The organism is Pseudomonas sp. NPDC089554 (assembly GCF_050280645.1).
GTDB lineage: Bacteria > Pseudomonadota > Gammaproteobacteria > Pseudomonadales > Pseudomonadaceae > Aquipseudomonas.
In genome coordinates this window covers 1-23659 of record NZ_JBNNVR010000086.1, presented here as the reverse complement: position 1 = coordinate 23659, position 23659 = coordinate 1, and the positions used below count along the sequence as shown (strand labels likewise).

At 64.8% G+C, this 23659-nt stretch carries 21 protein-coding genes; 11 read left to right on the top strand and 10 right to left on the bottom strand.

Annotated features, from left to right (window positions below):
* Positions 1-1505, bottom strand: a 1505-nt coding sequence (locus tag ACQKPE_RS21020) for a condensation domain-containing protein (protein WP_427668577.1), incomplete at its 3' end; no start/stop codon positions are given.
* A complete protein-coding gene (locus ACQKPE_RS21015) occupies positions 1498-8067 on the bottom strand; it encodes an amino acid adenylation domain-containing protein (RefSeq protein WP_427668575.1) in 6570 nt (2189 codons plus the stop codon). The genes ACQKPE_RS21015 and ACQKPE_RS21020, both read right to left, overlap by 8 nt.
* Positions 8068-8470: 403 nt before the next feature.
* Between ACQKPE_RS21015 and ACQKPE_RS21010 the strand changes: the two genes are divergently transcribed.
* From ACQKPE_RS21010 to ACQKPE_RS20975, 8 genes are read left to right on the top strand one after another with little or no spacing between them, the layout of a single operon-like run.
* Positions 8471-9649 carry a PepSY-associated TM helix domain-containing protein gene (locus tag ACQKPE_RS21010; RefSeq protein ID WP_427668573.1) on the top strand — a complete coding sequence of 393 codons (1179 nt, stop codon included), beginning with the start codon at positions 8471-8473 and terminating at the stop codon, positions 9647-9649.
* Entirely contained in the window at positions 9646-10182 is a 537-nt protein-coding gene (locus tag ACQKPE_RS21005; RefSeq protein ID WP_427668571.1) for a thiamine pyrophosphate-binding protein, read from the top strand. The genes ACQKPE_RS21010 and ACQKPE_RS21005 overlap by 4 nt, the downstream gene beginning before the upstream one ends.
* Complete coding sequence (locus ACQKPE_RS21000) at positions 10179-10499, top strand: hypothetical protein (protein WP_427668569.1); 321 nt, start codon at positions 10179-10181, stop codon at positions 10497-10499. The genes ACQKPE_RS21005 and ACQKPE_RS21000 overlap by 4 nt, the downstream gene beginning before the upstream one ends.
* A complete protein-coding gene (locus ACQKPE_RS20995) occupies positions 10496-11065 on the top strand; it encodes a DUF6162 family protein (RefSeq protein ID WP_427668567.1) in 570 nt (189 codons plus the stop codon). The genes ACQKPE_RS21000 and ACQKPE_RS20995 overlap by 4 nt, the downstream gene beginning before the upstream one ends.
* Positions 11066-11081: 16 nt before the next feature.
* Positions 11082-11984 (top strand): metal ABC transporter substrate-binding protein, encoded by a 903-nt coding sequence (locus ACQKPE_RS20990; protein ID WP_427668566.1) that lies wholly within the window; start codon positions 11082-11084, stop codon positions 11982-11984.
* Positions 11981-12727: a metal ABC transporter ATP-binding protein gene (locus ACQKPE_RS20985; RefSeq protein WP_427668565.1), complete on the top strand. Its 747-nt coding sequence runs from the start codon at positions 11981-11983 to the stop codon at positions 12725-12727. Before ACQKPE_RS20990 ends, ACQKPE_RS20985 begins: the two co-directional genes overlap by 4 nt.
* On the top strand, positions 12727-13626 hold the full coding sequence (locus ACQKPE_RS20980) for a metal ABC transporter permease (RefSeq protein ID WP_427668563.1): 900 nt from the start codon (positions 12727-12729) through the stop codon (positions 13624-13626). The genes ACQKPE_RS20985 and ACQKPE_RS20980 overlap by 1 nt, the downstream gene beginning before the upstream one ends.
* 2 nt (positions 13627-13628) lie before the next feature.
* Positions 13629-14516: a metal ABC transporter solute-binding protein, Zn/Mn family gene (locus ACQKPE_RS20975; RefSeq protein ID WP_427668580.1), complete on the top strand. Its 888-nt coding sequence runs from the start codon at positions 13629-13631 to the stop codon at positions 14514-14516.
* A 63-nt stretch (positions 14517-14579) separates the two neighbouring features.
* Here ACQKPE_RS20975 and ACQKPE_RS20970 read toward each other — a convergent pair whose 3' ends face one another.
* From ACQKPE_RS20970 to ACQKPE_RS20950, 5 genes are all read right to left on the bottom strand, one after another.
* Positions 14580-15662: a DUF1615 domain-containing protein gene (locus tag ACQKPE_RS20970; protein ID WP_427668578.1), complete on the bottom strand. Its 1083-nt coding sequence runs from the start codon at positions 15660-15662 to the stop codon at positions 14580-14582.
* Entirely contained in the window at positions 15659-16210 is a 552-nt protein-coding gene (locus ACQKPE_RS20965) for a hydrolase (protein ID WP_427668561.1), read from the bottom strand. The genes ACQKPE_RS20970 and ACQKPE_RS20965 overlap by 4 nt, the downstream gene beginning before the upstream one ends.
* A 62-nt stretch (positions 16211-16272) precedes the next feature.
* A complete protein-coding gene (locus tag ACQKPE_RS20960) occupies positions 16273-16992 on the bottom strand; it encodes a thioesterase II family protein (RefSeq protein WP_427668560.1) in 720 nt (239 codons plus the stop codon).
* On the bottom strand, positions 16989-17210 hold the full coding sequence (locus ACQKPE_RS20955) for an MbtH family protein (protein WP_427668558.1): 222 nt from the start codon (positions 17208-17210) through the stop codon (positions 16989-16991). The genes ACQKPE_RS20960 and ACQKPE_RS20955 overlap by 4 nt, the downstream gene beginning before the upstream one ends.
* Positions 17211-17322: 112 nt before the next feature.
* Complete coding sequence (locus tag ACQKPE_RS20950) at positions 17323-18276, bottom strand: AEC family transporter (protein ID WP_427668556.1); 954 nt, start codon at positions 18274-18276, stop codon at positions 17323-17325.
* Positions 18277-18380: 104 nt separating this feature from the next.
* On the opposite strand from ACQKPE_RS20950, the gene ACQKPE_RS20945 reads away from it, so the two are divergent.
* Positions 18381-19256 carry a LysR substrate-binding domain-containing protein gene (locus ACQKPE_RS20945; protein ID WP_427668554.1) on the top strand — a complete coding sequence of 292 codons (876 nt, stop codon included), beginning with the start codon at positions 18381-18383 and terminating at the stop codon, positions 19254-19256.
* A 23-nt stretch (positions 19257-19279) separates the two neighbouring features.
* On the opposite strand, the gene ACQKPE_RS20940 is transcribed toward ACQKPE_RS20945, so the two are convergent.
* Positions 19280-20182, bottom strand: coding sequence for a LysR family transcriptional regulator (locus ACQKPE_RS20940; protein ID WP_427668552.1), 903 nt, complete (start codon positions 20180-20182; stop codon positions 19280-19282).
* Between the two features lie 101 nt (positions 20183-20283).
* Here ACQKPE_RS20940 and ACQKPE_RS20935 point away from each other — a divergent pair, with 101 nt between their 5' ends.
* Positions 20284-21351 (top strand): AbrB family transcriptional regulator, encoded by a 1068-nt coding sequence (locus ACQKPE_RS20935; protein ID WP_427668550.1) that lies wholly within the window; start codon positions 20284-20286, stop codon positions 21349-21351.
* On the opposite strand, the gene ACQKPE_RS20930 is transcribed toward ACQKPE_RS20935, so the two are convergent.
* The gene (locus ACQKPE_RS20930; protein WP_427668548.1) at positions 21342-22259 is read right to left on the bottom strand and encodes a LysR family transcriptional regulator; all 918 of its coding nucleotides are present in this window, start codon (positions 22257-22259) and stop codon (positions 21342-21344) included. The genes ACQKPE_RS20935 and ACQKPE_RS20930 overlap by 10 nt on opposite strands.
* A 105-nt stretch (positions 22260-22364) precedes the next feature.
* Between ACQKPE_RS20930 and ACQKPE_RS20925 the strand changes: the two genes are divergently transcribed.
* Complete coding sequence (locus ACQKPE_RS20925; RefSeq protein WP_427668546.1) at positions 22365-23000, top strand: SRPBCC family protein; 636 nt, start codon at positions 22365-22367, stop codon at positions 22998-23000.
* A gap of 24 nt (positions 23001-23024) precedes the next feature.
* Here the strand turns inward: ACQKPE_RS20925 and ACQKPE_RS20920 are convergent, their stop codons facing one another.
* On the bottom strand, positions 23025-23222 hold the full coding sequence (locus tag ACQKPE_RS20920) for a hypothetical protein (RefSeq protein ID WP_427668544.1): 198 nt from the start codon (positions 23220-23222) through the stop codon (positions 23025-23027).
* Positions 23223-23659: the final 437 nt, after the last annotated feature.

The window sequence follows — 23659 nt, the reverse complement described above, 5'->3', positions numbered from 1 at the left end:
TCGGTCACAGCCGTGTCATTCCACTGCTCGACGATCACCGCCCGTTCCTCGGCATCCAGCAGCGGCAACTCAGCCACCTTGGCCTGCGGGTTGGCAACGATGCCCTGCAACAGGTTCAACCAATGCCGGGCCATGCGCTCGATGCGCTCGGGCTCGAACAAATCGGTGGCATAGATGAACGCCGCGCTCAACCCCTGTCCCGAGTCCTGGGTTTCCAGCGTCAAGTCCAACTGCGCAGTCCCGGCATCCCACTCCAGCGCCTCGACCGTCAACCCCGGCAGGCCCAGGGCTCCCGCCTGGCGCACGCCGTCCTGGTGGTTGTACATCGCCTGGAACAGCGGGTTGTGGCTCAGGCTGCGCGACACGCCCAGCGCCTCGACCAGGTGCTCGAACGGCAGGTCCTGGTGCTCCTGCGCCTCGCGCACCTGCTGGTCGACCCGGCGCAACAACGCCGCAAAGCCTTCCTCGCCCCGCACCTGGGCCGCCAGCACCTGGGTGTTGACGAACAACCCGATCAGCCGCTCGGTCTCCAGACGATTGCGGTTGGCTACCGGCACGCCGACGCGGATTTCATCCTGGCCGCTGTAGCGTTGCAGCAGCGCCTGGAACGACGCCAACAGCAGCACGAACAGGCTTACGCCCTGCCCTTGCGCCAGCTGGCGCAGCCCTTGTTGCAAAGCAGATGGCACATCCACCGCCAGGCGCGCACCGGCAAAACTCATGCTGGCCGGGCGCGGATGGTCGGTGGGTAGCTCCAGCACCTGCTCCGGGTCGCCGAGCTGGGCTTTCCAGTAGCCCAGTTGGCGTTCGCGTTCGCCGGACTCCATCCACTGCCGCTGCCAGGCGGCGAAATCGCCGTACTGCACCGGCAAGGCCGCAAGCTGCTGCGCGACACCGGCGTAGCACGCCATCAACTCCTCGACCATCAGCGACATCGACCAGCCATCGGTGACGATATGGTGCAGCACCAGCACCAGCAGGTGTTCATCCTCGGCCAAGCGCGCCAGCCGCACCCGCAGCAGCGGGCCCTGTTGCAGGTCGAAGGGCTGGGCAGTCAGCTCGGCCACACACTGGCGCAGACGCTGCTCGCGCGCAGGGCCAGTGGCGTCGAGCGTAGTCTGCTCGATCAGCACCTGGGCGCTGACATCGATCACCTGGGCCATCTGCCCATCGACCTCGACGAAGCGCGTGCGCAGGCTGGCGTGGCGCTCGACCAGGCGGGCGAAGCTGTCGTGCAGCCGGGCGATGTCCAGGGCGCCGCGCAGCACCAGTGCGGTGGGAATGTGGTAGGCGCTGGCGGTGGGCTCCAGTTGCCAGAGGAACCACTGGCGCTGCTGGGCGTAGGACAGCGGCAGGCGCTCGCCGGCAGCCGCCGGGACGATTGGCAGCCGGGCCACGTCGATGCCCATTTCATGCAGTTTGGCGAACAGCAGGCGGCGCTTGTCGCCGCCCAGCCCCTTGATGCGCTCGACCAGTTGCTGGTTGCGTGCGGCGTATTCAGACATTGTCCATCTCCAGTTCATCCAGGACGCCGAAGATCTGGTCCAGCTCGGCATCGCGTGCTTGCGCCGAACCGTCCTGCTCCAGGTGCGCGGCCAACTCGCCGAGGGTGCGCAGGCCATGGAATTCGCGGATCTTCAGTTCCCTATCGAGTTCGCCGCGGATGCGCGAGAGCAGCATCACCAGTTGCAGCGAGTGCCCACCGAGGGCAAAGAAATCGTCGTCCAGGCCCACGCGCTCGACGCCGAGCACGTCCTGCCAGATCAGCGCCAGGCGCCGCTCCAGGTCGCTTTGCGGGGCTACGTAGGTTTTTTGCAGCAGGCTGGCGTCGGGGGCGGGCAGCGCCTTGCGGTCGAGCTTGCCATTGGTGGTCAGGGGCAGTTCGACTAGGAAAATCAGGTGCGCCGGGACCATGTATTCCGGCAGCGGGCCGCGCAGGCCGGCCTTGATGCGTTCGCGGGCTGCAAACTGGTCATCGGCGCTGGCGTCGACCAAGGTCGCGTCGCTCGGCACCACGTAGGCCACCAGTTGCAGGGCGTCGCCTTCGCCATGGGGCAATACCGCCACGCTGCCCACTGCCGGGTCGGCCAGCAGGCGCGCTTCGATTTCACCCAGCTCGATGCGGAAACCGCGGATCTTCACCTGGTGGTCGATGCGACCGATGTACTCGATCACGCCATCGGCCTGGTAGCGGGCCAGGTCGCCGGTGCGGTACAGGCGGCCACCGTCGTTACCGAAGGGGTCGGGGATGAAGCGCGTGGCGCTGAGGTCGCCACGGTTCAGGTAGCCACGGGCCAGGCCCGCCTTGCCGACGTAGAGTTCGCCTACGCAGCCCTTGGGCACGGGGTTGAGGTCGCCGTCGAGCAGGTACCACGACAGGTCTTCGATGGGCTCGCCGATGGGGCTGCTGGCTTCCAGTTCCAGGTCGGCCAGGGTCAGCGGGCGGTAGGTCACGTGCACAGTGGTTTCGGTGATGCCGTACATGTTCACCAATTGCGGGGCCTGGTCGCCGAAGCGCTCGAACCAAGGGCGTAGGCTTTTCACGTCCAACGCTTCGCCGCCGAAAATCACCTGGCGCAGCTGGTGTTCGCCGGGTTCGGTGCAAGCCACTTGCATCAGTGCCTTGAAGGCCGATGGGGTCTGGTTGAGCACGGTGACGCCCTGCTCGCACAGCAGTTGGTAGAAGTCGCGTGGCGAGCGGGTGGTGTCTTGCGGCACGACCAACAGGCGCCCGCCATACAGCAGCGCGCCGAAGATTTCCCAGACCGAGAAGTCGAAACCGTGGGAGTGGAACAGCGTCCAGACATCCTGCGGGCCGAAGCCGAACCAACGGTCGGTGGCCGAGAACAGGCGCAGCACGTTGCGGTGCGGCAGCAGCGTGCCCTTGGGTTTGCCGGTTGAGCCGGAGGTGTAGATGACGTAGGCCAGGTTGTCCGGGCTTACCGCAGTGACAGGGTCGTCTTCACGCGAGGCAGTATCGCCGAGCAGCAAAACCGGCAATTGCGCGGGCACTGGCAAGCGGTCCAGCACTTGCGGCTGGGCCAGCAGCAAGGCAATGCCGCTGTCTTCGATCATGTAGGCCAGGCGGTCCTGCGGATAGGCCGGGTCCAGCGGCACATAGGCGCCACCAGCCTTGAGAATCGCCAGCAGGCCCACGAGCATCTCCAGGCTGCGCTCCACGGCCAGGCCCACCAGCACATCCGGACCGACACCTTGGGCGATCAGCTCATGGGCCAGGGCATTGGCCCGACCATTGAGCTGGGCGTACGTCAGTTGCTGGCTTTCGAAGGTAACGGCCACGTTATCGGCATACTCTCTCGCCCGCTGGGCGATGACCTGGTGCAGGCACTGCTCCACCGGATGCTCGACCAGCGCCTTGTTCCACTCGCCCAAAGCAGCCTGGCGCTCACTGTCCGCCAGCAACGGCAAATCGGCGACACGCTGCTGCGGCACTTCGACCAGGCCCTGCAACAGCGCCTGCCAATGCCGCGCCAAACGCTCGATGGTCGGTGCCTCAAACAGGTCGGTAGCATAGGTGAACAGCGCCTCGATGCCCTCCTCACCCTCGAAGGTGTCGAGCATCAGGTCGAACTGCGAAGTCTTGCCTTCTATAGCTAGGCCCTCCAAGTCCAGCCCGCCCACCTGACGCCGTGCCGCACCTTGGCGCGCCTGGGCCTGGTGGTTGAACAGCACCTGGAACAGTGGGTGGTGGGTGGTGCTGCGCTGGGGTTGCAGGGCCTCGACCAGTTGCTCGAACGGCAGGTCCTGGTGCGCCTGGGCGTCCAGGGCAGACTGGCGCACCTGGCGCAGCAGCTGGGTAAAGGGCATCTGCGGGTCGATACGCGCTTGGAGCACTTGGGTGTTGACGAAGAAGCCGATCAGCCCTTCGGTCTCCAACTGATGACGGTTGGCGACCGGCACGCCCACGCGTACCGAGGGCTGACGGCTATAGCGGTGCAACAAGGCTTGCAGGGAAGCCAGCAACAGCATGAACAGCGTGGCGCCTTCGGCCTGGGCCAGGGTTTTCAGGCGTGCTGCCAGTTCTGCGGGAACTGTGATCGCCAAGGTGGCGCCGCGGGCGCTGGCCTGGGCCGGACGCGGGTGGTCCAGCGGCAGCTCGATCACCTCGTGGTCGTTGCCCAGTTGCGCAACCCAGTAGGCCAGCTGACGCTCGGCTTCGCCCTCGGCCATGCGCGCCCGCTGCCACAGGGCGTAGTCGGCGTATTGCACCGGCAATGCGGGTAGCTGTGGCGCGCCGCCCTGGCTGAACGCCTCATAGGCGTGCAGCAGTTCCTCGACCATGCGCTGCATGGACCAGGCATCGGACACGATATGGTGCTGGGTCAGGGCCAGCACATGATGGTCGTCTGCCAGGCGCAGCAGGCCAACGCGCAGCAGCGGGCCTTGGGCCAGGTCGAACAGCTGGCGGGCCTGCGCCTCGACCCAGGCTTCGACACTGGCCTGGGCGCCCAGGGTCTGCGGCGCGATTTGCAGCGGCGCCGGCTGGGCGATCACTTGAACCAGCTGCTTGCCGTCGTGATGGAAGGTGGTGCGCAAGGTTTCGTGGCGTTCGACCAGCAGGCTGAAAGCCCTTTCCAGCGCGACCACATCCAGCGCGCCGCGCAGGTGCAGCGCCGTGGGAATGTGATAGGCGGTGCTTTGCGGGTCCAGCTGCCACAGGTACCACTGGCGCTCCTGGGCGTAGGACAACAGCAGCGGCTGGTTGCGTTCGGCTGGCAGCAGCGGCGTCTGGCGCGCTTCGCCTTGCCCGAGGCAGGCGGCGAAGGCACGCAGGGTGCTGTGCTCGAACAGGCGCTTGAGTGGCACTTGCATGCCCAGCACCTGGCTCAGGCGCGAAACGACCTGGGTGGCCAGTAGCGAGTGGCCGCCGAGGACGAAGAAATCGTCCTCGGCGCCAACCTGCGGCAGTTGCAACACCTCGGCCCAGGCTTGGGCGACCGCTATTTCGAGTGGGCCCTGGGGTTCGACATAGGCCTGTTGCAGCAGGCTGGCATCGGGCGCGGGCAGCGCCTTGCGGTCGAGCTTGCCATTGGTGGTCAGCGGCAGTTCGGTAAGGAACAGCAAGTGCGCTGGGACCATGTATTCCGGCAGCGGGCCGCGCAGGCCGGCCTTGATGCGCTCACGGGCGTCGGCTTGGGTTTGTGGGTCGGCGGTGGCCAGGCTGGTGTCTTTAGGTACGACGTAAGCCACCAGTTGCAGGGCCTCGCCTTCGCCGTGAGGCAGTACCGCGACGCTGCCCACCGCCGGGTCGGCCAGCAGACGCGCTTCGATTTCGCCCAGTTCGATGCGGAAGCCGCGGATCTTCACTTGGTGGTCGATACGCCCGATGTACTCGATCACGCCATCGGCCTGGTAGCGGGCCAGGTCGCCGGTGCGGTACAGGCGGCCACCGTCGTTGCCGAACGGGTCGGGGATGAAGCGCGTGGCGCTGAGGTCGCCACGGTTCAGGTAGCCACGGGCCAGGCCTGCTTTACCAACATAGAGTTCGCCGACGCAGCCCTTGGGGACTGGGTTGAGGTCGCCATCGAGCAGGTACCACGACAGGTCTTCGATGGGCTCGCCGATGGGGCTGCTGGCTTCCAGCTCTAGGTCGGCCAGGGTCAGCGGGCGGTAGGTCACGTGCACGGTGGTTTCGGTGATGCCGTACATGTTCACCAATTGCGGGGCCTGGTCGCTGAAACGCTCGAACCAGGGGCGCAGGCTTTTCACGTCCAACGCTTCGCCGCCGAAAATCACCTGGCGCAGCTGGTGTTCGCCGGGTTCGGTGCAGGCCACTTGCATCAGTGCCTTGAAGGCTGAAGGGGTCTGATTGAGCACGGTTACGCCCTGCTCGCACAGCAATTGGTAGAACTCGCGTGGGGAACGGGTGGTGTCCTGCGGGACGACCAGCAGGCGACCGCCATACAGCAGCGCGCCGAAGATCTCCCAGACCGAGAAGTCGAAGCCGTAGGAATGGAACAGCGTCCAGACATCCTGCGGGCCGAAATCGAACCAGCGGTCGGTGGCGCTGAACAGACGCAGCACGTTGCGATGCGGCAGCAGCGTGCCTTTGGGTTTGCCGGTGGAGCCGGAGGTGTAGATGACGTAGGCCAGGTTGTCCGGGCCTACCGCAGTGACAGGGTCGTCTTCACGCGAGGCAGTATCGCCGAGCAGCACAACCGGCAATTGTGCGGACACTGGCAAGCGGTCCAGCACTTGCGGCTGGGCCAGCAGCAAGGCAATGCCGCTGTCTTCGATCATGTAGGCCAAACGATCCTGCGGGTAGGCCGGGTCCAGCGGCACGTAGGCGCCGCCAGCCTTGAGGATCGCCAACAAGCCCACGACCATCTCCAGGCTGCGCTCAACGGCCAGCCCCACCAGCACATCCGGGCCGACACCTTGGGCGATCAACTCATGGGCCAGGGCGTTGGCACGACCGTTGATCTGGGCATAGGTCAGCTGCTGGTCGTCGAAGGTAACGGCCACGTTATCGGTATGCTCGCGCGCGCGCTGGGCAATGACCTGATGCAGGCACTGCTCCACCGGATGCTCGACCAACGCCTTGTTCCAGTCATCGATAATCGCACCACGCTCTTCGTCAGCCAGCATTTCCAGCTCGCAGAGCCGCTGCCCCTCCCCGCTGACCAGCGCCTGCAACAGCGCAATCCAGTGGCTCGCCAAGCGCTCGACCGTGGCCAACTCGAACAGGTCGCTGGCATAGGTAAACGCAGCGCGCAGCTGCCCGCCCTTCTCGAAAGTATCCAGGGTGAGGTCGAACTGGGTCGTGCGCCCTTGCCATTGCACCTGCTCCAGCGCCAACCCCGACGCCAGCGTATAGGTACTGATATCCGCCACTTCCGGCTGGTGGTTGTACATCACCTGGAACAAGGGCGTGCGGCTGGCATCGCGCTCCAGGCGTAGCGCTTCGACCAATTGCTCGAACGGCAGGTCCTGGTGGGCCTGGGCGCCGAGCACCACGGCCTTGACCTGTTGCAGGAACGCACCGACCTCAAGCTGGCCATCTACCGAGTTACGCAGCACCTGGGTATTGACGAAGAAGCCGATCAGCCCCTCCACCTCGGCACGGTTGCGGTTGGCGATGGGTGTGCCGACGCGAATGTCGTGCTGGCCGCTATAGCGTTGCAGCAGCAGATTGAAAGCTGCCAGCAGCACCACGAACAGGCTGACCTCCTGGCGCCGGGCCAAGGCCCGCAGCTGCTCGGCCAGCCCGGCGTCGACGGCGAACTCCCAGCGCACCCCAGCATGGCTGGGTTGCGCTGGGCGCGGGTGATCGGTGGGCAACTCCAGCGCCGGGTGATCGTTGCCCAGCTGTGCCAGCCAGTAATCCAGCTGGCGCTGCTGCTCGCCCGCCTCCAGCCAACGGCGCTGCCACAGGGCGTAGTCGCGGTACTGGATCGGCAGCGCCGGCCAGGCCGGCGGCTGGCCCACCCGGAAGGCCTCGTAGGCCTGGATGAATTCATCGATCAGCACCGACATCGACCAACCGTCGGCGACGATGTGGTGCAAGGTCAGCAGCAGCACGTGCTCCTGCGCCGACAGCTCGAGCAGGCGAATGCGCAGCAACGGCCCCCCGACCAGGTCGAACGGCTGCACGGCCATGGCCTCGGCCTGCTCGACCACCTGCCGCTCGCGCTCAGCCTCTGGCAGGCCTGCCAACGATTGCCACTGCACGACCACCGGCGCCGTTAGCGGGGCTTGCAGCACCTGGTCGTCGGCCTGGCGCTGGAACACGGTACGCAGGGTTTCGTGGCGCTCGACCAAGGCGGCGAAGGTCTGCTCCAGCGCAGTGCGGTCCAGCGGGCCTTTAAGGCGGACGGCGGCTGGCAGGTTGTAGGCGCCGCTGCCCGGCTCCAGGGCCCAGAGAAACCACATGCGTTGCTGGGCGAACGACAAGGCATGGCGATCATCCGCCTCGATCCCGGCCGGAATCGGAAACTGTTGGAAGCTGACCCCTTCCTTCTCCAGCGCCGCGAGGAACGTGCGTCGCTTGTCCAGGGGCAGGCCGATGAAGCGGCCGGCGAGCTTGAGGGATTGATCAGCATTCATTTCAGAGCATCCGGGTTCAGAGGCAGGAAGCGCAAAGGCGTGTCGTAGCTATAGAACGAACATGGGCGGGAAAAATTAGCGCCTGGTGGCGGCGTGAGGCGGGGGCTTAGCGGCGACCTGCGGAGAAGAAAAAACCTGATGGGGTAAATTCTTTCCCATGCAATTCGTTATCATTCCTGCCAGGGTCCGAACGGTGAAAAGACACGATGACCCCGCGACGGAGTTAAGACACTCAATCGCGAAACATTTTGTTGCATTTACAGGCAGCAGCTTTTGCGGTCTCGTCCGTCCTTAAAGGTGAGATTTCGTGAAAACCAAGCTTCTGGCTACCCTGCTGGCGCAGTACGCATCCGGTGCGTGCTGCGCTCGTCTATTTACGCCCTGACATCAAGTTGCCGCCCCAATGTCGAAAAAGTCGCGCTCAAAAATCTGGTTCCTGGTGCACAGCTGGCTGGCCTTGCCCATCTGGTTCTTCGTACTCATCGTCTGCTTCACCGGCATGCTCGCGGTGGTCAGCCAGGAGATCGTCTGGCTGGCCAACCCCGACGTGCGCGCCAGCGCGCCGAGCGATGATGCCCCGCGCCTGAGCCACCAGCAGGTGCTCGACGCCCTGCACAAGGCCGAGCCGAACATGGCGGTGCGCACCATGAGCCAGCCTGATGGCTCGCACTTTGCCCTCAACGTCGGCGTCACCTACCCCGACGGCACTTCGCCCACCCTTTATGTGAACCCCTACACCGGGGCGATCCAGGGCAAGACCCCCGACTTCAACTTCGAAGCCTTCACCCGCGCCCTGCACGGCTGGTGGTTGGTGCCGTTCATCAACGGCTACAGCTGGGGCTGGTACCTGGTCTCGATACTCGGCCTGCCGATGTTCGCGTCGCTGGTCACGGGCCTGGTGGTGTACAAGAAATTCTGGAAAGGCTTCTTCAAGGTTCCGCGCCTGGCCCATGGCCGCCGCATCTTCTGGGGCGATGTGCACCGCCTGGCGGGCGTGTGGTCGATCTGGTTCATCGCGGTCATTTCCATCACCGGCACCTGGTTCCTGGTGCAGGCGATTTTGGCCGACAGCAAGATCACCATTTCCTCCGAACCGATCGTGCCAGTGATCACCCGCGAGCAGGTGCCGCAGACCGCCGACGGCAGCCCGGCACCGCGCATCGACCTGGACCAGGCCATCCGTACCGCCCGCGCCAACATTCCGGACCTGGACATCAGCTACATCACCCTGCCAGCCACCGCCTACAGCCATGTCAGCCTGATGGGTCGCGGCTGGTACCCGTTGATGTTCCAAAGCGCAGCGGTCAACCCCTACACCGACAAGGTCGACAGCCAGTTCCTGCTGGGCGACCGCTCGGGCCTGGAGTTCTTCACCGAGTCCATGCGCCCGCTGCACACCGGTGACTTCGGCGGGCTGCCGATCAAGCTGGTGTGGTTCTTCTTCGGTTTGATATTGACCCTGATGGTGTTCAGCGGGCTGCTGATCTGGACCAAGCGCACCGCCCAGGCCACCGCCGCCGCCCTGAAACGTAGCGAGCGCCCGGCGCGCGCAGCCAAACCTGAATTGGAGGTACAGCCATGAGCCAGGCCCAAGCCCTGCCGCAAGGCGGCTTCAAACAGTGGTGGCTGAAATGGCGCTTCCATCTGAACATCCTGCTGATCCTCATTCCCTTGGGGTTCATGCCCCTGTACTTCTCCAATGCCCGTCTGTTCCTGGGTGAAAGCGGCCTGGGCGCCACCGTGGTGAACGACATCCAGGTCGACCGCTGGACCCTGGACCTGGCCGAGTTTCTCGAGGGGCCGCCGCGTGCCGACGGCCAGGCCGGCTACTTCAAGTTCATCACCGCCGCTTGCGGCAACTGCACCGACAGCGCCAAGGCGATCTACCTGCGCATCGGCAAGCCACGCAGCCTGCGCGCCGCCGGTTCGCTGCTGTTCGGCTCGCCGTATCGCATGGGCACGTCGTTGCCGATTCCGGCCAACACCCGCCCCGACGCCGAAATCTGGATCACCATCGAAGGCTGGGACGGCAGCATGCACCAGGCATCCGTGCCGCTGGCCAAGGTATCGCCGACCACCGTCGCCTGGCTCGAGAAACAAGGAGGCAAGAAATGAAACACCTGTTGCGCAGGCTCGCCCTGCCCTTGCTGGTAGTGGCCGCAGGCCCCGCCCTGGCCCACAACCCGATGTGCGACTGCGAGCCGGTGGCCGGCGACCAGATCAAGTGCACCGGCGGCTTCTCCGACGGCAGCGGCGCCCCTGGGGTGACCCTGGATGTGATCGGCTACGACGAGCAAGTATTGGTGCCCGGCAAGCTCGGCGATGACTCGAGCCTGACCTTCAAGCGCCCTGACGGCGAGTTCTACGTGCTGTTCGATGCTGGCCCCGGCCACGTGGTGGAAATCGACTACGCGGACATCGCCCAACCATGAGCCGTGCCCAAGTCATTCGCCCGGCCGGTGCCGGGCATGAAACCCTCTATGTACTGCTGACCGCGCTGCTCATCTTGGCCGTGGCGTCCACCGTAGTGATGCTGCGCGGCGAGCGCGTCGACGAGCAGGTTATCGCCAGCCACCAGATCGACGCCCGCCGCGACCTCACCCCCGCCGAACAAGGCCTGTACACCGACCTGCACGTGGCCCTCGACGAGATCCGCGCTCTGCGCGAGGAAAACGCCGCCGTGCCCAGCGTCGAGGCCCTGGCCGAGGAAGGCCTGCCGCCCTTCGTCGAAGACACCAGCAGCGCCAGCCGTGGCAAGCACCAATGGCAGTGGCTGGACAGCGGCGCCTACCTGGGCCGCAGCCAGGACGCCCAGGTGGCCGGCAGTTTTCTGCTGGTGCTGCCGAGCGAGGCCAATGCCCCCGCCGATGTCTGGCTGCGCCGCGACAGCAGCGCCACCGCCCCGGACGACCTGGGCAGCGAGGCATTGATCGCCGCCGGTTGGCAACAGGTGGTCAGCCACTACGACGCCGGCGTCACCCGCGAACACCGTCACTGAACCCAAGGACTCCCCCATGCTCCGCTCCGCCCTCGCCCTGCTTTTGGCCTGCGTGCTGCCGGCCGTAGCCCTGGCCGACACCGGCAAGCCCCTGCGTATCGGCATCACCCTGCACCCGTACTACAGCTACGTCAGCAACGTGGTCGGCGACCGCGCCGAAGTGGTGCCGCTGATTCCCGCTGGCTTCAACCCCCATGCCTACGAGCCGCGCGCCGAGGACATCAAGCGTATCGGCAGCCTGGACGTGATCGTGCTCAACGGCATCGGCCACGACGACTTCGCCGACCGCATGATCGCCGCCAGCGAGAAGCCCGACATCAAGACCATCGAATCCAACGAGAACGTCCCGCTGCTGGCCGCCACCGGCATTGCCGCACGCGGTGCGGGCAAAGTGGTCAACCCGCACACCTTCCTGTCGATCAGCGCCAGCATCGCCCAGGTAAACAACATCGCCCGTGAGCTGGGCAAGCTCGACCCGGCCAACGCCAGCTACTACATGCAGAATGCCCGCGCCTACGCAAAGCGCCTGCGCATGCTGCGCGCCGAGGCCCTGGCCAAGGTCACCGAGGCGCCGGGCGCGGAGTTTCGCGTGGCGACCATCCATGCCGCCTACGACTACCTGGTGCGTGACTTCGGCCTGGAAGTGACCGCCGTGGTTGAGCCTGCCCACGGCATCGAGCCGAGCCCGGCGCAGTTGAAGAAGACCATCGACCAGCTCAAGGCCCTGGACGTGAAGGTGATCTTCTCGGAAATGGACTTCCCCTCGGCCTACGTGGAAACCATTCAGCGCGAATCTGGCGTGCACATCTACCCGCTGACCCACATTTCCTACGGCGAATACACCAAGGAGAAGTACGAGGTGGAGATGAAGCGCAACCTCGACACGGTGGTCAAGGCCATCCAGGAGAACCGCGCATGACCGCTGCGGCCAACCTCACCGCCAGCAGCGGACCACGCATCGAGTTCGCCGGTATCGACCTGACCCTGGGCCGTACGCGCATTCTCGAGCAGGTTGGCTTCAGCGTCGCCGCCGGCAGCGTACATGCCATCGTCGGGCCGAACGGCGGCGGCAAGAGCTCGCTGATCAAGACCCTGCTCGGGCAGATGCCGCACCAGGGCCAGCTGACCCTGCACTGGCCAAGCGCACGCGAAGTGATCGGCTACGTGCCCCAGGCGCTGGAGTTCGACCGCGGGCTGCCAATGACTGTCGACGACTTCATGGCCGCCATGTGCCAGCAGCGCCCGGCCTTCCTGGGCCTGTCGCGCAAGGTACGCCCGGACATCGACGCAGCACTGGCGCGGGTGGGCATGCTGGAGAAGCGCAAGCGGCGCATGGGCGCACTGTCGGGCGGTGAACGCCAGCGCGTGCTACTGGCCCAGGGCCTGATCCCCGAGCCGCAACTGCTGGTGCTGGATGAACCCATGTCGGCGCTCGACGAGGCTGGTATCCAGGTGTTCGAGCAACTGCTGCACGGCTGGCGCCAGGCCGGCACCACCGTGCTGTGGATCGAGCACGACCTGGAAGCGGTGCTGCGCCTGGCCGACCGAGTCACCGGGCTGAGCCGCAAGGTACTGTTCGACGCCCCACCGGCCCAGGCCCTGACCCCAGAACGCCTGCTCGGCCTGTTCTCCGTCCACCCGCGCAGCGAGAGCCTCGCCTGATGAGTTATGAAGCCTTCCGCCAGCTGGTCCAGCAATGGGCCACCGCTGGCTACCTGCCGGAGGCCCTGGCCTACGGTTTCGTGATCAACGCCCTGCTCGCGGGCCTGATGATCGGCCCGGTACTGGGCGGCCTGGGCACCCTGGTGGTGGTCAAGCGCTTTGCTTTCTTCTCCGAGGCCGTGGGCCATGCGGCGCTGACCGGCGTTGCCATCGGCATCCTGCTGGGCGAACCGTACACCGGGCCCTATGGCAGCCTGTTCGGCTACTGCCTGCTGTTCGGCATCCTGCTGAACTTCCTGCGCAACCGCACGGGGCTGTCGCCCGACACCCTTATCGGGGTGTTCCTCTCGGTGTCCCTGGCCCTGGGCGCGAGCCTGCTGCTGATGCTGGCGGGCAAGATCAACGTGCACATCCTCGAGAACGTGCTGTTCGGCTCGGTACTGACCGTCAGCGCCCACGACCTGGTGGTGCTGGGCGTGGTGGCGATCCTGGTGCTGGCCCTGGCCCTGCCGCTGTACAACCGCATCATCCTGGCCAGCTTCAACCCGCAGCTGGCCGCCGTACGTGGCGTGGCGGTGAAGACCCTGGACTACCTGTTCGTGGTGCTGGTGACCTTGGTGACCGTGGCCTCGGTGAAGGTGATCGGGGCGATCCTGGTGGGCGCCCTGCTGGTGATTCCAGCGGCCGCTGCGCGCCTGGTCAGCCAGTCGTTGAAGGGCTTCTTCTTCGTCTCGGTAGCAATCGCCACCCTGAGCACCCTGCTGGGCATCCTGCTGCCGATCGTCTTCGACCTGCCGGTGCCGTCCGGTGCCGCGATCATCCTGGTGTCCGGCGCCTGTTTCGCCCTCGCCGCCCTGGCCCGCGCCCTCGTCCCTCGCCTGCAAGGAAACCCGGCATGACCCTGAACTTCAAACCGCTGTGCCTGGCTTTGGCCCTGGCTGCCCTGCCCGCCCTGGCCCAGGCCGCCCAGCCCGCCGCCGCGCCCCAGGTACTGACCACCCTGCCGGTGACCCACAGCCTGGCCGTGGCCTTGCTCGATGGCACTTCGGTGCAGCTCAAGCGCGCCGCGCCCGCCAACCTGCCCGCCACTCGCCAGCCCTCGTACTTCACCGGACGCGGTGGCGAAAGCCTGCAAAAGGCAGCGCGCGAAGCGGATGCGGTGATCGGAGTGCGTTCGATCTGGCGTGACGACCCGCTCTACCCCATGGCCCGGCGCAGCAATATCCGCATCGTCGAGATCGACGCCGCGCACCCGGTGGACGGCGCACTGCCGGGCATCGCGGTCAGTGGCGACGACGCCTTCGCCGGTTACCCGTGGCTGAACCCGATCAACCTCGGGCGCATGGCCGATGTGGTGGCCAATGACCTGGAGCGCCTGTCGCCGGCCGACAAGGCGAAAATCCAGGCCAACCTGGCGGGCCTCAAGCGTCAACTCCTGGAGCTGACCAGCAGCAGCCAGACTCGCCTGGCCGAGGCTGACAACCTCAGCGTGGTGAGCCTGTCCGAACGCCTGGGCTACCTGGCCAGCGGGCTGAACCTGGACGTGGTGGCGCAGCCGCTGCCGGCCGGGGACAAGTGGGACGAGGTCACGCTCAAGGCGCTGGGTGAGAACCTCAAGACGCAGGATGTGGCGTTGGTACTGCACCATCGTCAGCCGGAGGCCGAGGTGGTCAAGGCGATCGAGGCGGCTGGTGCGAAGCTGGTGGTGGTCGAGAGCGACCCGGAAGATACCTTGGTTGGGCTCAAGGCCAGTGTCGACCAGGTGGTGGCGGCGTTGCGCCAGGGCTGAAGGTCTGCAGTGACTGCTTCGCGGGTAAACCCGCGAAGCAGTCACTGCCCAACGCAAATCATTTCACCGCTTCATGCACCGCTGATACCGCTCATCCACCCTCCCCGCGAACCACGCCGTGGTGAGCTTGCGGGTAATCTTCGGGCTCTTGAGCTCGATCCCTGGCAACACCGCCCTCGGCAAAGCCTTGCCGGCCTTGGCCTCGGCCAACGCGAACACACCTTGGTACAGGTCGGTTTCCTCAAGCGCCAGGCTGTCTTCCTTCTCCAACTGACTGCGAATCTGCGGGTTACGCAGCCCCAGCTGCCGTCCCAACGTACGCGCCGCCTTCTCCGTCGCCCCCGGCATGATCGCCCCCGGGGCGATCAAGTCGCCATCGAGCGCCAGCTTGGCCCCCGTCACCTGGCTCAACGCCGCCTGGAATGCCGCGTTACGACTGGCGTACCAACCCGCGTTGAAGTCGGCATAGCGGTACAGCTGGCGCTCGTAGTGGGCCGGGTAGCCCAGCAGGTGAGCGATACCGAAATACATCCCGCCGCGTCGGCTGAACACCTCCTGGCGCACCGTGCCCTGCCGGGTGTAGGGGTAGTCCTGAGCGTGCCGCTCGGCGAAATCGATACTCACCTGCATCGGCCCGCCCGTGCGCACCGGGTTCAGGCCGCCCAACAGCTTGTCGCCCAGGGGCAGTCCGGCGATGAAGTCGTCGAACAGCGCACTCAGCTGCTTCTCGCTGCGCACCGCCAGCAAGCGTTGCTGGTAGGTCTTGCCATTGGCCGAGGGGGTCGCCAGGGCACCGTCGACGAGCAGTTTCGGGATGTGCAGGCGCGCGGCGCGGCGGTCGATTTCCTCGCGGGCGATACGTCCCAGGTTGGGCACCTGCGGGTCGGCGGTGAAGGTCGATTCCTGCTCGGTCACCGCCAGCACCGCGCACAGGTTGCTCTTGCTCGGTTCGATGCGCTGGGCCTCGAAGGCCACCTGGATATCCTTGGCCCAGCCCTCGCGGTCCTTCACTGTGGTGGGCAGCAGGCGCAGCAGTTGGGCACGCACCTGGGCCGGGTCGGCCTCAGGCGCCTCGTCGACACGCCCGGCGCAGCCCTGAAGCAGCGCCAGCGCGGCCAGGCCGGCCGCCAGCAGCCGCCCGTTCAGGGCTGGTCACCGACCAGGTAGGTCTTGCTGATCTGTCGGAACAGCGGGTGGCTGGCGCTTTGCATCAGCTCGAACAGCACCATCTCGCGGGTGACCACCTGCGCCCCGGCATCGCGCATGCGGGCCAGGCCCGCCGCCTTGCTGGCAGGCGTGCGGCTGTCGCAGGCGTCCTCGACCACGAACACCTGCTTGCCCAGCCCCAGCAGGCCGAGCACGGTTTGCAGTACACAGACATGGGTTTCCATACCGCAGACGATCACTTGCTGGCGTTGCAGCAGGCTGCTCGGCAGGCAATCGGCGGCCACGCAGGAGAAATGCAGTTTTTCCACCACCTCGGCACGCGGCGACGCCGCCAGCAGCTCGGGCAAGGTCGGGCCAAGGCCCTTGGGGTATTGCTCGGAGATCACCGTGGGCAGTTCCAGCTCGGCCGTGGCGGCCAGCAACCACCGTGCGCGGGCACGGGTGCCTTGGGGGTCGCTCATGGCACCGATGAGTTTTTCCTGGATGTCGACGACCAGCAGCGTGGCCTGGCGGGGATCGATCAGCATGGAGGGGAAGCCTTGTCCTGGGGAAAGCACCAAGCCTCCCCCAGGCAAAGGTGTCGCGTCAATCAGGCAGACAGACGCAACGGCTCCAGGGCCGCAGCGAGTTCGCCCAGCACCCGGTCTTCGTGCTCATGGATGAAGAAGTGCCCACCCGGGAACATACGCAAGGAGAACTCACCCACGGTCTCCTGGCCCCAGGCCTGCAATTGCGACGGGTTGGCGCGGTCGTCCTCGCCCCCCAGCACATGCAGTGGGCAGCGCAGCGGCGGGCGCTGGCGGTAGGCATAGTGCCCACACAGCAAGAAATCGGCGCGCAGCACCGGCAACGTCAGGCTCATCAGCTCGGCGTTGGCCAGCACCTCTTCGGGCGTGCCTTGCAGCTCGCGCAGCTCGTCGATCAGCTGGGCATCGCTCTTGGGTTCGCGCCAGTTCTTGCCGTCGTAGTCCTCGCGCCGGGTAGGCGCGGCAGTACCACAGGCGAACAAGGCCAGCGGTGCCGGGCAGCCGAGCGCCTGCAGCTCGTGGGCCAGCTCGAAGGCCAGCAGCGCCCCCAGGCTATGGCCCAGCAGCGCATAGGGCCCGCTGGCCGCCAGGCGCTGCTCGCTGGCCAACTGCCGGGCCAGGGCCTGCATATCGGTCTGCAAGGCTTCACCCAGGCGTGCGCCACGCCCCGGCAGCTCTACAGGACGCACCTGCAGCCAGCCCGGCAGCTTGCGCCGCCAGCGGCTGTAGACCATGGCGCTGGCACCGGAATACGGCAGGCACAACAGGTTCACAGTGGTCACTGCGCGGCGGCTTCAGCCATTTTCTGGCGCAGGCTCAGCGGGCGCATGTCGGTCCAGACTTCGTCGATGTAGGCCAGGCAGTCCTTCTTCAGGCCGCTCTTGCCCACGGCGCGCCAGCCCTCGGGGATAGCCTTGTAGTCAGGCCAGATGGAGTATTGCTCTTCGTGGTTGGCCACTACCTGGAACACGATGTCGTCGCGGTCGAAAACGGAAGTCATGGTCTGTCTCCTTGGGGGAATAGACCCGCGCCTTGCGGGGCGCAGGGCAGGTCTTCAGGAAAACGAAGCAGGCATCGGGAAAATTAGCCCTGGGCGATTCTGCCACAACGCCTCAGGCGCTGGGTGCGCCGACATTCATCCACACCATCAACAGGGTCAGCGTCGCCAACGAGCACAAGGTTGAAACCAGGATCGTGCGCGATATCAGCCCCGCCTCGCGTCGGTAGTATTCAGCCAGCATGAAAGGCCCGGTACCGGTGGGCAAGGCGCTGAGCAACAGCGCGGCATTGGCCCACATCGTCGGCAAGGCGAATACCTTGAACGCCAGGAACCCGGTCAGCAGCGGTTGCCCTATGAGTTTCAGGCTGACCAAAGGCCAGGGGCTGCCCTCGCCCACCGTCGACTCACGGCGCTTCTGGCCAAGGAACAGGCCCAGCGATACCAGTGCACAAGGGGTCGTGGCCATGGCCAGCATGTCGAGAAAACTCTGCACCGGGTGCGCCAAGGTCATGCCGCTCGCCGCCCAGGCCGCTCCGGCAACCGGGGCGATCACCAGCGGGTTCTTCGCCAGCGCCTTGAGCACCTGCGCGATCGCCCGGCCAGGGTGACGCGACTCTTGCAGGCCGACCTCGACGCACACCACGGCGATGGCGAACAGGACGCAGACCACGATAAGGGTCGAGATCAACGCCGGTTGCAAACCTGCGTGACCGAACGCAAACGCGCACAGCGGAATGCCGATGTAGCCGGTATTGGCGTAGCCCGCGCTCAAACCGTCGAGGCTGGCGCCAACCAGGCCATGCCCACTTCGCAGCCGCCAGGCCAGCGTAAGCAGGAACACCGCGAGGGTACCTGCGCCGAAGGAAAGGATGAAGCCAGGCTGCCAGATCTCGGCCCATCTAGCGCTCGCAGTCACCTTGAACAACAGGGCGGGCAGGCACAACCACACCACCATCTTGTTGATCTCGGAGGCGGCGTGGTCGCCAAGGCGGTGGGTACGGCGGCAAATGAACCCGGCCAGGATCAACGCGAAGATGGGGAGGACGATGGCAAGGACGGCGTACATGATTTCCACGGTCGGGGGGAGATTTCGGGCCTGCGTAGATTAGAATCCACCACCAATGCAGTCCAATGACTATGAAGGTGTCCATTGATACCTGTGGAGCATCGATGATCGAGCAGCGTCACCTGCGCTATTTCCTGGCCCTGGCCGACCTGCTGCACTACGGCAAGGCCGCAGCACGGGTCAATGTTGCGCAATCGTCATTGAGCCGGCAGATCGCCGACCTGGAATCACAACTCGGCTGCCAGCTGTTCGTGCGCACCTCGCGCTCGGTGGAGCTGACCTCGGCGGGCCTGGAGTTGCAGCGCAGCGCACGCGTGGTGGTGCAGGCGATGGACGCAGCGATTCGCTCGACCCAGGCCGTGGCCCGTGGCGAGAAAGGCGCCTTGCGCATCGCCTTCACCTCCATGATCGCCTGGACAGGCCTGCCCAAATTGATCAAGCACTACGCCGCGAGCGCGCCAGAGGTGAACCTTGAGCTCAGCGAGCTGCTGCCGGACGCCTTGATGAAAGCCGTGCAAAGCGGCGAATGCGACATCGGCCTGACCTTCAGAACCCCGCTCCAGCCGCCCTACCACTACCGCGAACTGCTGCACGAAACGCTGAGCATCGCGCTGCCGGCCGACCATCGTCTTGCCCGAAAGGCAAGCGTCACGGTGGGCGACCTGGTCGATGAGCCATTCATCCTCAGCCCTCGGCACACTGCCTGCGCGCTGTTCGACAGCATCAATGAACTGTGCCGGCAACACGGTTTCGAACCCCGGGTGCGCATGTACACCCAACTGCAGGGGACTATCGTCAACCTGGTCGGCGAAGGCTTGGGGGTGTCGATCATTCCCACCTCCATGTCGAAGTCGAACCCACACTCGATGAAGATCGTGCCGATTGCCGAGGCACCGACCGTCGCCCTGGGCATGGTGTGGAACGAACACAACGCCAACCCTTGCCTGGCGGCGTTCATCGAGGCGGTCGAACGAAGCTAGCCTGCGCAGTCGCGAACCCAGCCTCACTCACTACGAAAGAACCCCGGCCCCGCATCACGCAACAACGCCACCATCGCCCCCACCGCCGGCGGCAGGTAGCCCTCGGCGCGCACTGCCACTGCCACGGTGCGGCTCATGGTGGTCTCGGCCAGCGGCACCTCGCGCAGCCACGAGGTGCCCAGGCCGTGTTCCAGGGTTTCCCGCGCAGCGAAGCTCAGCAGCCGGGTCTGGGCGATCAGGCGCGGCAGCAGGGAAATCGAGTTGGTCTCGATCTGTACCTGGGGCGGCGGCAACTGGCGCTCGACGAAGACGTTGTCGATCCAGCGTCGGGCGGTCACGGTCGGAGCGCCCAGTACCCAGCGGTACTGGCACAAATCCTTGAGGGTGATGGGGCTGTCGAACACCGGGTGGTCGGCGCTGGCCACCACTATCACTTCATCCTGCAAGATCGGGTAGGAGCGGTACTTGGGATCGTCGACGATCAGGGTGCAGATGATTGCATCCAGGCGCCCGGCCATCAGCGACTCCTTGAGCACATCATCCTGGCCGATCGACAGTTTCAATGTCAGTTCCGGTGCGCGCTCCAGCAGCGCCGAGGCCAATTGTGGCAGCAGGTACTCGGCCATGCTCGCGGCGCAGCCCAGGCGGATATTGCCCACCAGGCCGCTGGCGAAGTCGCGCACCTCGCGCTCGGTCTGGGCGATGTCCAGTTGCAGCTGCTTGCCGCGGGCCAGCAGCAGCGCGCCCACATCGGTGAGCTTGATCCCTCGCCCGTCACGCTGGAACAGCCGGGTGCCAAGGGATTCCTCCAGGCGTTGAATGCTCTTGCTCAACGCGGGTTGGCTGCGGTTGAGCTTTTCAGCGGCGCGGCCCAAGTGGCCGAGCTCGGCGATGGTCTGGAAATAGGTCAGGTCGCGTAGGTCCATGATTCATGAATTTCAGTTATCGATTCATCGAAAGTAGAAAATAGACTTGATGAATCGCGGCGTCGATAATTTTCTCCATCCGCCACACAGGGAGACCGACGTTGCCCAGCCTGACTACCCCCCTTTCTCGCTTTTCCCTCCTGCAATGGCTTGCCCTGGCCGTCTGTGCCGGTGCCGCCGGGCAGCTCTTGCACGCCTTGGCAGTGCCCGCCGGGCTGTTTCTCGGGCCGATGCTGGTGGCCATCATTTTCGGTGTGTCGGGCGCTCGCCTGACACTGCACCGCCACGTGTTTCGCTTCGGCCAGGGCTGCGTCGGCCTGCTGGTGGCGCACTCCGTGACCTGGCCAGTGCTGGCGTCGCTGGCGCAGTCCTGGCAACTGATGCTGCTGGCCACGGTCATCACCGTGCTGCTCAGCGCCGTGGTTGGGCTGGGCACAGTGCGCTTCGGCGGCATCCCCGGCAGCACCGCAGCCTGGGGCACAGCACCGGGCGCGGCCTCGGCGATGGTGTCGATGGCCGAGGACAACGGTGCCGATGGCCGCGTGGTGGCGACCATGCAGTATGTGCGGGTGGTGTGCGTGGTGATGATCGGTTCGCTGGTCAGCCACTTGCTGGGCGCCAGCGACCTGGTGGGCGAGACGGCCAACGTGCCCGCAGCCGTGCAAACAGCGGCGCCCGGCGACCTTTTGCTAGGGCTGGGGGTGGTGCTGGTGGGGGTGTTCGCGGGTAGCCGCCTGCCGGCTGGGGCACTGCTGCTGCCCTTGCTGTTGGGTGCGGCCCTGCAACTGGGCGGGGTGCTGAACATTGCCTTGCCAAGCGAACTGCTAGCCTTCGCCTACGGCGCCATCGGCTGCTACATCGGCCTGCGGTTCGACCGGCAGACGGTGCGCTACGTGTGGAAGCGCCTGCCGACCATGATCGCTGGCGCGGTGGCATTGATCGTGCTGTGTGCCGGGTGTGCCTGGGTGCTGGCGCGGGCGGCGGGTACCGATTTTCTGTCGATGTACCTGGCGACCAGCCCAGGTGGTTTGGATGCGATGGCGATCATCGCGGTGGAGACCCACGCGGATGTGGGGATGGTGTTGGCGATGCAGACGTTGCGCTTGTTCGGGGTGATTCTGACGGGGGCGTATATTGCGCGGCAGATCATTCGCTTGACTCAGAATTGAGTAGCCCTCGACGCTAACGAGGCTGCACAGAACTCGATGAATGCGCGAACCTTGCCGGGAAGATGCCGCCGCGACGGATAAATGGCATAGAGCGGAAACCGCTCTTCGTTCCACTCGGGGAAGAGGTTGATCAATTTCCCCGAGGCGATCAATTGCTCCGAACCCAGTTCGAGTATTTGGGCAATACCTCCACCTTCAGCACAAGCCGTTAACATCGTGCCCACATCGGAAACGAGCAAAGGCCCGGTTGCACCAACTTTCACCACGCGTTTCTTCCGATGGAATTCCCACTCGAAGGGCCGCCCCGAGGCCGCGTTATAGAACAGGATCTTCCTGTGCGTTTCAACATCGGCAGGTGATTTAGGGTGCCCATGCAAACGAATGTATTCGGGGGAGGCGACCGTCAATACCTTGGTTTCGAAGAGGCAACGCCCAACGAACGACCCCGTGGGAGGTGCGCCAAACCGAATGGCAAGGTCGAAGCCATCGGCGACCAGGTCGCCCAGGTCGTCGCGCATGATCAGTTCAAGTTGAACGTCAGGGTAGTTGTCCATGAAAACCGGCAACATGGCCGAGATCATGACCCTGGAAAAGAAGGGATCGACGTTCACCCGCAAGCGTCCATTGACAGCCTGGACGCCGCCGCTCGCCAGTGCAGCCGCTTCAGCGATACCCGTCATCAAGGGCACGACGGTTTGCAACAAGCGCGTGCCTTCGTCGGTAATCACCAAAGAGCGTGTGGTGCGCTCCACCAATCGCACGGCCATGCGCTTTTCCAACCTGGACACCGCCTTGCTGACGCCTGAGGCGCTGAGGCCCAGTGCGTTGGCTGCACGTGTAAACCCTCTGCTTTCGGCGACAGCGGCGAGTATCGTCAGCTCCGCCATCAATGAACCATCGAATTGCATAGCCCCTCACCGTGCACTTTGGTCACAAGTATTATGAATCTCACCCACTTTATTACACGGTCCGGCTAACTCACAGTGGGGTCCTGTCCAATTGAGGGTGCTCCCATGCAAAAAAGTAAGTTAGCCCAAACCGCCATTCTAGGCGCTCTGCTGCTTGGCAATACCGGGCTTTCGTTTGCGAGTTCAGCGAAGGACCAGACGAGTGAACACTATCGGCACCCCATGGCGTCGGACCTTGCCAAGCGCGATAAGAATATCCACTGGCCAGACGGTTTTTCGCCCAAGGAAGCAGACCTGTTCGCGCACAACGAAATCAATGTTGACGCCTCCTGCGCGGTCGTATGGGAGCACATTGTGGCTGCGCAGGACTGGCAACGCTGGTATCCGAATGCCTCCTTGGTAAAGCTCCCTGCAGGGGCCAGCAAGCTCGAAAGCAGCTCGGTATTTCAATGGCGCACGTTTGGTTTCGATATCGAGAGCAAAATAGTCGAGTTCGAACCGCGCAAACGCATGGGATGGTTTGGCTACGTACCGGGCAAGGCGCCTAACTTCTACCATACGTGGTATTTGGTGCCCGAGGGTTCTGGTTGCCGTGTGGTGACCGAGGAAGTCGGTAAGGGGGCGGATGCACAAAAATTCCGTGAGATGGACGAGTCGACGTTACATCGTGGTCATGCATTGTGGCTTGAGGATCTTAAATGGGTCAGCGAAACCCCTGCTGTGGTTACAGGTTTGCACTAGGTATCCACTAACTTGCGTACCACTTTAGTGTGGACGCTCTGAAATACCACTCTCGCTCTCGCTCTCGCTCTCGCTCTTGCTCTTGCTCTTGCTCTTGCTCTTGCTCTTGCTCTTGCTCTTGCTCTTGCTCTTGCTCTTGCTCTTGCTCTTGCTCTTGCTCTTGCTCTTGATCTTGATCTTCGCGACTTCCAGAAGGCCGAGCGTAGGCGTCTGGAGGGCCATGGCGCGCAGCGCCCTTCGGCGCAGCCGAAGTCGCGAGATGGAGACTTGCGAAGCAAGTCGTAGGCCGCGAAGGCCCGCAAGACGCCGTAAGGGCGAAAAGGTGAATGAGCGCCACCACATGGAATGGATATTCACCCAACGCCCGCGCCTAAAAGCCAAAGCCAAAGCCAAAGCCAAAGCCAAAGCTCAGCGGATCAGCTCGACCATCGCCTGAATATCCGTTCGCGGCGGAGGCGCCGATGCCGCTTTTCGCCTTTACGGCGACCTACTTTTTTCTTGGAAAAAGTAGGCAAAACCGCTCGCTCCCACATACGGCCCTGCGCTGCGCTCCGGGTCCCCTCACTCCGGCGTCTTGCGGGCCTTCGCGGCCTACGACTTGCTTCGCAAGTCTACATCTCGCGACTTCGGCTACGCCGAAGGGCGCTGCGCGCCATGGC

Excerpts from the sequence above, each read along its gene's own strand:
- ACQKPE_RS21015 (WP_427668575.1), bottom strand. The coding sequence starts at position 8,067 with ATGAATGCTGATCAATCCCTCAAGCTCGCCGGCCGCTTCATCGGCCTG.
- ACQKPE_RS21010 (WP_427668573.1), top strand. The coding sequence starts at position 8,471 with ATGTCGAAAAAGTCGCGCTCAAAAATCTGGTTCCTGGTGCACAGCTGG.
- ACQKPE_RS21005 (WP_427668571.1), top strand. The coding sequence starts at position 9,646 with ATGAGCCAGGCCCAAGCCCTGCCGCAAGGCGGCTTCAAACAGTGGTGG.
- ACQKPE_RS21000 (WP_427668569.1), top strand. The coding sequence starts at position 10,179 with ATGAAACACCTGTTGCGCAGGCTCGCCCTGCCCTTGCTGGTAGTGGCC.
- ACQKPE_RS20995 (WP_427668567.1), top strand. The coding sequence starts at position 10,496 with ATGAGCCGTGCCCAAGTCATTCGCCCGGCCGGTGCCGGGCATGAAACC.
- ACQKPE_RS20990 (WP_427668566.1), top strand. The coding sequence starts at position 11,082 with ATGCTCCGCTCCGCCCTCGCCCTGCTTTTGGCCTGCGTGCTGCCGGCC.
- ACQKPE_RS20985 (WP_427668565.1), top strand. The coding sequence starts at position 11,981 with ATGACCGCTGCGGCCAACCTCACCGCCAGCAGCGGACCACGCATCGAG.
- ACQKPE_RS20980 (WP_427668563.1), top strand. The coding sequence starts at position 12,727 with ATGAGTTATGAAGCCTTCCGCCAGCTGGTCCAGCAATGGGCCACCGCT.
- ACQKPE_RS20965 (WP_427668561.1), bottom strand. The coding sequence starts at position 16,210 with ATGCTGATCGATCCCCGCCAGGCCACGCTGCTGGTCGTCGACATCCAG.
- ACQKPE_RS20955 (WP_427668558.1), bottom strand. The coding sequence starts at position 17,210 with ATGACTTCCGTTTTCGACCGCGACGACATCGTGTTCCAGGTAGTGGCC.
- ACQKPE_RS20950 (WP_427668556.1), bottom strand. The coding sequence starts at position 18,276 with ATGTACGCCGTCCTTGCCATCGTCCTCCCCATCTTCGCGTTGATCCTG.
- ACQKPE_RS20945 (WP_427668554.1), top strand. The coding sequence starts at position 18,381 with ATGATCGAGCAGCGTCACCTGCGCTATTTCCTGGCCCTGGCCGACCTG.
- ACQKPE_RS20940 (WP_427668552.1), bottom strand. The coding sequence starts at position 20,182 with ATGGACCTACGCGACCTGACCTATTTCCAGACCATCGCCGAGCTCGGC.
- ACQKPE_RS20930 (WP_427668548.1), bottom strand. The coding sequence starts at position 22,259 with ATGCAATTCGATGGTTCATTGATGGCGGAGCTGACGATACTCGCCGCT.
- ACQKPE_RS20925 (WP_427668546.1), top strand. The coding sequence starts at position 22,365 with ATGCAAAAAAGTAAGTTAGCCCAAACCGCCATTCTAGGCGCTCTGCTG.
- ACQKPE_RS20920 (WP_427668544.1), bottom strand. The coding sequence starts at position 23,222 with ATGGCCCTCCAGACGCCTACGCTCGGCCTTCTGGAAGTCGCGAAGATC.